Origin of the sequence: Kitasatospora sp. NPDC047058, assembly GCF_040643935.1 — a bacterium.
Classification (GTDB): domain Bacteria; phylum Actinomycetota; class Actinomycetes; order Streptomycetales; family Streptomycetaceae; genus Kitasatospora.
In genome coordinates this window covers 1-2,162 of record NZ_JBEYVJ010000728.1, presented here as the reverse complement: position 1 = coordinate 2,162, position 2,162 = coordinate 1, and the positions used below count along the sequence as shown (strand labels likewise).

The 2,162-nt window shown below is 77.7% G+C and carries 2 protein-coding genes and 1 pseudogene; 2 read left to right on the top strand and 1 reads right to left on the bottom strand.

Annotation, left to right across the window (positions count from 1 at the left end; translation table 11 throughout):
* Positions 1 to 71: 71 nt before the first annotated feature.
* The gene (locus ABZ885_RS39870) at positions 72 to 353 is read right to left on the bottom strand and encodes a hypothetical protein (protein WP_360199909.1); all 282 of its coding nucleotides are present in this window, start codon (positions 351 to 353) and stop codon (positions 72 to 74) included.
* Positions 354 to 684: 331 nt separating this feature from the next.
* Here ABZ885_RS39870 and ABZ885_RS39865 point away from each other — a divergent pair, with 331 nt between their 5' ends.
* Together ABZ885_RS39865 and ABZ885_RS39860 are read left to right on the top strand one after the other, a co-directional pair.
* Positions 685 to 960, top strand: coding sequence for a hypothetical protein (locus ABZ885_RS39865; protein WP_360199907.1), 276 nt, complete (start codon positions 685 to 687; stop codon positions 958 to 960).
* Positions 961 to 1,041: 81 nt separating this feature from the next.
* Positions 1,042 to 2,162 (top strand): annotated as a pseudogene (locus ABZ885_RS39860) (hypothetical protein); the annotation flags it as partial.

The following is a 2,162-nucleotide window of genomic DNA, read 5'->3' as shown; positions in this document are numbered from 1 at the left end:
GCCGGCACCGGATGGCCACCTGACCCGGGGGCCTGCCCGCTCCCCGGCCGGGGAGCGGGCAGGCCGCCGGGTCAGGTGGCCATCCGGTGCCGGCCCTGGCCGGGCGTCATCCAGCGCACGACCATGCCGATCAGGACGACCAGCGTGACGCCCCAGACGATGCTGAAGATGATCAGCCACGGCAGCGAGGACAGCTGGGACCCGACGGCGCCGAGGCCGAGCGAGAGCCCGAGCAGGAAGATCACGGCGGTGGGCGAGAGGCTGAGCAGGCCGTGCCAGGCCCGGTGCGCCAGGCCCGGGTGCTTCGGCGCGTCGGGACCGGTGTCGAGTTCCTTGTAGGTCAGCAGGTCCATCTGGGATCGCCTCCGGAGGTCGGGGGGACTGCCGGTGAACGGCTCGCGAGGCCTCGTGGGGAGCTGCGGACTTCCCGGTGCTGGCCTTCCCGGCGGCCGGCCGTCGTGCTCCCGACGGCCCGCGCGCCCTTCGCGGACGCGGTGCTCCCGGCTGTCCCACTCTGCCCGGATTCACCCCGATCGGCCACACGGTCCCGCGCCCGCCAGTGCCCGTCCCGCCCCCCGTCCCCCGCGCAGCACGACCCGGCGCAGCACGACCCGGCGCAGCACGACCCGGCGGGCGGGCCGCCCCGGCGGGACAATGGGCGGGCGGAGCTGAGGAGGTGGCGCCATGCCGCGGACGCGGGAGCAGCCGCCCCCGCCGCCGGACCGGACCACGTACGCGGTGACCTACGCCGTGGCCGGGGAGCCCGGGGTGCGGCGGGCGGAGGTGACGGTGGTGCCCGGGTACTCGCAGGAGAGCGACATCCCGCGGCTGCTGGCCGCCCGCCTCACCGGCCGGCCCGGCGACGCCCGGCGGATCGTCCTGCTGGCCCTGCGGGAGCCCGGGGCCGCCGCCCGGCGGCCGCGCCGCCGAACGGGGCACCGGCGCGTGTCCCCGGCCTGACCGGCGCCGTCCGCTCCTTAGCATCGGGGCTCGACCGTGTCGCCCGGCCGTGGGTGAAGCGCTTGACCCCCAGGAGCGTTCATGCCGTCGTCCCCGGGCGTTCCCGCCCCGGCCGCGCCCCCCGCCCCGGCCGCACCCGCCGCCCGGCGCGGCTTCCTGCGGGCCCTCGGCGAGTGGTGCGCGCGTCACTCCGTCCTGGTGATCGTGCTGTGGCTGGTCGCGGTGGCCGGCGTCCAGGCGGTCGACCGGGCGGTCGGCGGGACGTTCTCGGACGACTTCTCGCTCTCGGACACCCAGGCGCAGCAGGGCCGGGACGTCCTCCAGGCCCACCAGCCGCAGGCCGCCGGCACCAGCGCCCAGGTGGTGCTGCACGACGCCCAGCCGCTGACCGCCTTCCAGAGCCAGGTCGACCAGGCGGTCACCTCGCTGAGCCACCTGCCGCACGTGCAGTCCGTGCAGAGCCCGCTGCCGCCGCCCGGCCAGCCCGCCCCGCCCGGCGGCCCGCTCTCCGCGGACGGCCTCACCGGCTACGCCACCCTCCGCTTCGACGTGAACCCCACCACCCTCGGCGCCGACTACCTGGACGGCGTGGACGCGGCCGTGGCCCCGCTGCGGGACGCCGGGGTGCAGGTGGAGTACGGCGTCGGCCCGGTCGAGTGCCACGGTGAGCGCCCGGCGGGCGCGTTCGGCGCCGGGCGTGCCGGCCGCGGCCAGCGCCTCGGCCAGGGCGTCGAAGACGGCCGCGACGGCCGCCCGCTCGCCGTGCAGCCGGCCGAAGGCGGGCAGCGGTCGTACGGCGAGGCGCAGCTGCAGGGACCACGCGCCCCCGAGCAGATACCAGCCGGCCTTCTGCCAGGCCGGCCCGGCCATCGGCATGCCGCAGCCGACGGACGTGAGGACGAGCAGTTGCACCCCGGCCGCCGAGCTGACCGGCCCGGCCACGCTGACGGCGCCGCACACCGTGCCGACCAGCGCGAGCAGCCCCACCGCCCACCAGCCGGACACCTGGCCGAGCAGCAGGCCGGCGGCGCCGGCCAGGGCCGGCACGCCGACCAGGGCGACGGCCGAACGGGCGCTGCCGGGGCGGTCGTTGATGCTGCCGAACATGGCGGCCAGCCCGGCGAGGGCGCCGGCCACAAGTCGGACGTCTCGCTGCGCGTGGTCACCGACCACATCCGCACCGCCCTGATGCTGGTCGGCGA

Excerpts from the sequence above, each read along its gene's own strand:
- ABZ885_RS39870 (WP_360199909.1), bottom strand. The coding sequence starts at position 353 with ATGGACCTGCTGACCTACAAGGAACTCGACACCGGTCCCGACGCGCCG.
- ABZ885_RS39865 (WP_360199907.1), top strand. The coding sequence starts at position 685 with ATGCCGCGGACGCGGGAGCAGCCGCCCCCGCCGCCGGACCGGACCACG.